Origin of the sequence: Campylobacter concisus, assembly GCF_002913225.1 — a bacterium.
GTDB lineage: Bacteria > Campylobacterota > Campylobacteria > Campylobacterales > Campylobacteraceae > Campylobacter_A > Campylobacter_A concisus_J.
Genome location: NZ_PPAW01000024.1, coordinates 1 through 5,477, shown reverse-complemented (window position 1 = coordinate 5,477; position 5,477 = coordinate 1). Strand labels below are relative to the sequence as shown.

2 tRNA genes and 3 rRNA genes are annotated in these 5,477 nt (G+C 45.3%); all 5 read right to left on the bottom strand.

The annotated features are described in order from the left end of the window. Positions 1-115: 115 nt before the first annotated feature. Positions 116-234 (bottom strand): 5S ribosomal RNA (rrf, locus tag CYP26_RS05865). 133 nt (positions 235-367) lie between these two features. Continuing rightward, positions 368-3,272 (bottom strand): 23S ribosomal RNA (locus tag CYP26_RS05860). A gap of 433 nt (positions 3,273-3,705) precedes the next feature. Beyond that, a tRNA-Ala gene (locus CYP26_RS05855) sits at positions 3,706-3,781 on the bottom strand. A gap of 12 nt (positions 3,782-3,793) precedes the next feature. Beyond that, positions 3,794-3,870, bottom strand: a tRNA-Ile gene (locus tag CYP26_RS05850). A gap of 94 nt (positions 3,871-3,964) precedes the next feature. Next, positions 3,965-5,475, bottom strand: a 16S ribosomal RNA gene (locus CYP26_RS05845). The 16S, 23S and 5S rRNA genes sit together here with 2 tRNA genes alongside, the layout of an rRNA operon. Positions 5,476-5,477: the final 2 nt, after the last annotated feature.

Genomic DNA, 5,477 nt, shown 5'->3' with positions numbered 1-5,477 from the left:
AAACTAATTAAAAAAATAAAAAAACTAATATTCTATACTTAGACAAGAAACAACAATAATAATAAATTTTGATTAATTAATTGAATATTTGAAATTAAAAGCAGATTAACAACAAAGCCCGCAACGACCTACTTTTCCAACATCCCAGTAAGGGAGAGTATCATCAGCCAGGACGAGCTTAGCTTCTTGGTTCGAGATGGAGCAAGGCGTTTCCTCGTCTGTATAGTCACGGGCAGTGTTAAATAAAAGATACATTAACTAAATCTCTTATTTAACACTACTAGATAAAGTTAAAAGTCATAAACAAAGTTTTATAAAAACATATCTTATTAAGTTTTTATCCTTAACAAGGAAGTGATGCTTATTAAAAGATAAGCAGACGAGCTATTAGTACTGGTCAGCTAAAGGACTTTCATCCATTACACACCCAGCCTATCAAACACATAGTCTATATGAGCTCTTAAAAGAAGATTCATCTTGGAGTTGGCTTCCTGCTTAGATGCTTTCAGCAGTTATCACATCCCAACATAGCTACCGAGCGGTGCCCTTGGCAGGACAACTCGTACACCAGTGGTTGGTTCGACCCGGTCCTCTCGTACTAGGGTCAACTCTCCTCAATCTTCTTGCGCCCACGGCAGATAGGGACCGAACTGTCTCACGACGTTCTGAACCCAGCTCGCGTACCGCTTTAAATGGCGAACAGCCATACCCTTGGGACCTGCTCCAGCCCCAGGATGCGATGAGCCGACATCGAGGTGCCAAACCTCCCCGTCGATGTGAGCTCTTGGGGGAGATCAGCCTGTTATCCCCGGGGTACCTTTTATCCTTTGAGCGATGGCCCTTCCACACAGAACCACCGGATCACTAAGACCGACTTTCGTCTCTGCTTGACGTGTATGTCTCGCAGTTAAGCTGGCTTATGCCTTTATACTCTACGAACGATTTCCAACCGTTCTGAGCCAACCTTTGTAAGCCTCCGTTACATTTTGGGAGGCGACCGCCCCAGTCAAACTACCCACCAGACATTGTCCTACTTGAGGATAACTCAAGCTAGTTAGCTATCAGAATAAAAAAGAGCGGTATCTCAACAATGGCTCACCATAAACTGGCGTCTATGGATCAAAGCCTCCCGCCTATCCTGCACATTTTTATCCCAATAGCAGTGTCAAGCTGTAGTAAAGGTCCACGGGGTCTTTCCGTCTTGCCGCGGGTAGGAGGAATTTTCACCTCCACTACAATTTCACTGGATCCCTCTTCGAGACAGCTCCCATCTCGTTACGCCATTCATGCAGGTCGATATTTAATCGACAAGGAATTTCGCTACCTTAGGACCGTTATAGTTACGGCCGCCGTTTACTCGGGCTTCGATCAAACGCTTCGCAGAGCTAACGTCATCAATTAACCTTCGAGCACCGGGCAGGCGTCACACCCTATACATCCTCTTACGAGTTAGCAGAGTGCTGTGTTTTTGGTAAACAGTCGGGAGGGACTCTTTGTTGTAACCTTCAATGCTTACGGAGTAAATCCTTCACAAAGTTAGGCACACCTTATACCGAAGATACGGTGCTATTTTGCAGAGTTCCTTGAAGAGAGTTCTTCCACGCGCCTTAGAATACTCATCCCACCCACCTGTGTCGGTTTACGGTACGGGCAACTATAACTAAACTTAGAAACTTTTCTTGGCTCGACAGTATAAAGGATTTACGATTCATTCCGAAGAACTTCACGCACCTGTAAGGCCTCGGCTTAAAGGAATTCGGATTTGCCTGAACTCCAACCTGCACCTTTCGACCAGCACTACCATCCGCTGGCTCCTTTAACTCTAAGCGTCCTTCCATCGCACATTATAGTTGGCATTGGAATATTAACCAATTTTCCATCGCATACCCCTTTCGGACTTTGCTTAGGACCCGGCTAACCCTACGATGACGAGCATCGCGTAGGAAACCTTGGGTTTACGGCGTTGGGGATTCTCACCCCAATTATCGCTACTCATGCCTGCATGCTCACTTGTATTCGCTCCAGCACTCCTTACCGGTATACCTTCAACGCAAATACAACGCTCTCCTACCACTTAGTAAAACTAAGTCTAAAGCTTCGGTACTCATTTTAGCCCCGTTATATTTTCCGCGCAGAATCACTAGACCAGTGAGCTATTACGCTTTCTTTAAAGGATGGCTGCTTCTAAGCCAACCTCCTGGTTGTTTAAGTAACTCCACATCGTTTTCCACTTAAATGAGATTTAGGGACCTTAGCTGTTAGTCTGGGTTGTTCCCCTCTCGACGACGGATTTTATCACTCGCCGCCTGACTGCCATGATTACACACTAGGTATTCGGAGTTTGATAGGGTTTGGTACATTGGTGTATGCCCTAGCCCATTCAGTGCTCTACCCCCTAGTGTTACTACATGACGCTATACCTAAATATATTTCGGAGAGAACCAGCTATCACGATGTTTGATTGGCCTTTCACCCCTATCCACAAGTCATCCCATAGCTTTTCAACGCTAGCGGGTTCGGTCCTCCACCGGCTCTTACACCGGTTTCAACCTGCTCATGGATAGATCACATCGTTTCGGGTCTGCAACGTCTGACTAAACGCCCTATTAAGACTCGCTTTCGCTACGGCTCCGGGTTTCCTTAACCTCGCCAGACATCACAACTCGCAGGCTCATTATGCAAAAGGCAGTCCATCACCCTGATAAATCATAGGGCTCTGAATGATTGTAAGCAAATGGTTTCAGGTTCTATTTCACTCTGATCACCTCAGTTCTTTTCACCTTTCCCTCACGGTACTTGTGCACTATCGGTCTAGTAGTAGTATTTAGGGTTGGATAGTGGTCTACCCAGCTTCAGACAGAATATCACGTGTTCCGCCCTACTCAGGATACTGCTAAGTAAAACAAAGCTTTCATATACGGGGGTATCACCCTCTGTGCCTAACCTTTCCAGGTCGTTCTATTAGCTAAGTTTAGTCTATATTGCAGTCCTACAACCCCACTAGTAAACTAGTGGTTTGCCCTCTTACGCGTTCGCTCGCCGCTACTAGCGTAATCTCTTTTGATTTCTTTTCCTGAGGGTACTAAGATGTTTCAATTCCCCTCGTTCGCTCCGTTATACGGTAACTAATATCTCTATTAGTTGGGTTGCCCCATTCAGAAATTCCCGGATCAAAGCCCCTTGACGGCTCCCCGAGACTTATCGCAGCCTGGCACGTCTTTCATCGCCTCTACTAGCCAAGGCATCCACCACTTGCTCTTTGTAGCTTACCTTTTCTATATTAGATTATTCTAATTCGCATCACTTCCTTGTTAAAGATAACTTTATGTTACTACATTTAAATTCTAGCTCTCAAGACGGAAAGCATTGACTACTATTTAGATAAGTTTTAAATCCTAAATAGATTGTGATGTCAAACTTTTGCATTAAATGCAAAGAGAATAGAAATTTAAATCTTTAACAAGTCCTGTAAAATTGTTTTTAAAACTTGCTTGTGACTATTAACAATATTAATTAAAAGAACACTTAGACTTCGCAGACTAGCAAGCTAGCCTTTACGACCAAAGAGTTACACCCTTTGGAAACCTCTAAAGCACAAAGTTGTTTTCGACAACTTCATAATCAATAAAGATTAAGATGCTTAAAAGTCTAAAGTAAATGTTTCTAAAAACACTTAATATAGACTTTTACTGTTAAACTATTTCATGGTGGAGAATAGCGGGATCGAACCGCTGACCTCCTGCGTGCAAAGCAGGCGCTCTCCCAGCTGAGCTAATTCCCCAATTAAATTCTCTGGTGGGCCTAACAAGACTTGAACTTGTGACCTCACCCTTATCAGGGGTGCACTCTAACCAGCTGAGCTATAGGCCCCTATAGGTCTATCAATCTTTCAAAACTAAACAAGGATGATTGAGAATATCTTTCTTATAGATACCTTGTGAGAGAATATCTATATGTACTCTAGAAAGGAGGTGATCCAACCGCAGGTTCTCCTACGGTTACCTTGTTACGACTTCACCCCAGTCGCTGATTCCACTGTGGACGGTAACTAATTTAGTATTCCGGCTTCGAGTGAAATCAACTCCCATGGTGTGACGGGCGGTGAGTACAAGACCCGGGAACGTATTCACCGTAGCATGGCTGATCTACGATTACTAGCGATTCCGGCTTCATGGAGTCGAGTTGCAGACTCCAATCCGAACTGGGACATATTTTATAGATTTGCTCCATCTCGCGATATTGCTTCTCATTGTATATGCCATTGTAGCACGTGTGTCGCCCCGGACATAAGGGCCATGATGACTTGACGTCGTCCACACCTTCCTCCTCCTTACGAAGGCAGTCTCATTAGAGTGCTCAGCCGAACTGTTAGCAACTAATGACGTGGGTTGCGCTCGTTGCGGGACTTAACCCAACATCTCACGACACGAGCTGACGACAGCCGTGCAGCACCTGTCTTAACATTTCTGCAAGCAGACACTCTTCTATCTCTAGATGATTTGTTAGATATCAAGTCCGGGTAAGGTTCTTCGCGTATCTTCGAATTAAACCACATGCTCCACCGCTTGTGCGGGTCCCCGTCTATTCCTTTGAGTTTTAATCTTGCGACCGTACTCCCCAGGCGGTATACTTAATCCGTTAGGTGCATTACTGCCAAGACTAGCTTAGCAACAACTAGTATACATCGTTTAGGGCGTGGACTACCAGGGTATCTAATCCTGTTTGCTCCCCACGCTTTCACGCATTAGCGTCAGTTGAGTTCCAGCAGATCGCCTTCGCAATGGGTATTCCTGGTGATCTCTACGGATTTTACCCCTACACCACCAATTCCATCTGCCTCTCCCTCACTCTAGATTATCAGTTTCCCAAGCAGTTCTATGGTTAAGCCATAGGATTTCACAAGAGACTTGATAATCCGCCTACGCGTCCTTTACGCCCAGTGATTCCGAGTAACGCTTGCACCCTCCGTATTACCGCGGCTGCTGGCACGGAGTTAGCCGGTGCTTATTCGTTAGGTACCGTCATTGTTCTTCCCTAACAAAAGGAGTTTACGCTCCGAAAAGTGTCATCCTCCACGCGGCGTTGCTGCTTCAGGGTTTCCCCCATTGAGCAATATTCCCTACTGCTGCCTCCCGTAGGAGTCTGGACCGTGTCTCAGTTCCAGTGTGACTGATCATCCTCTCAGACCAGTTATGCGTCATAGCCTTGGTGAGCCATTACCTCACCAACTAGCTGATACAATATAGCCTCATCCTACACCGAAAAACTTTCCCTATCTAACTTATGTCAGACAGGAGTATAGAGTATTAGCAGTCGTTTCCAACTGTTGTCCTCTAGTGTAGGGCAGATTAGCTATACATTACTCACCCGTGCGCCACTAACTCATAAGAGCAAACTCTTACTCGTCCGTTCGACTTGCATGTATTAGGCACGCCGCCAGCGTTCACTCTGAGCCAGGATCAAACTCTCCATATTAA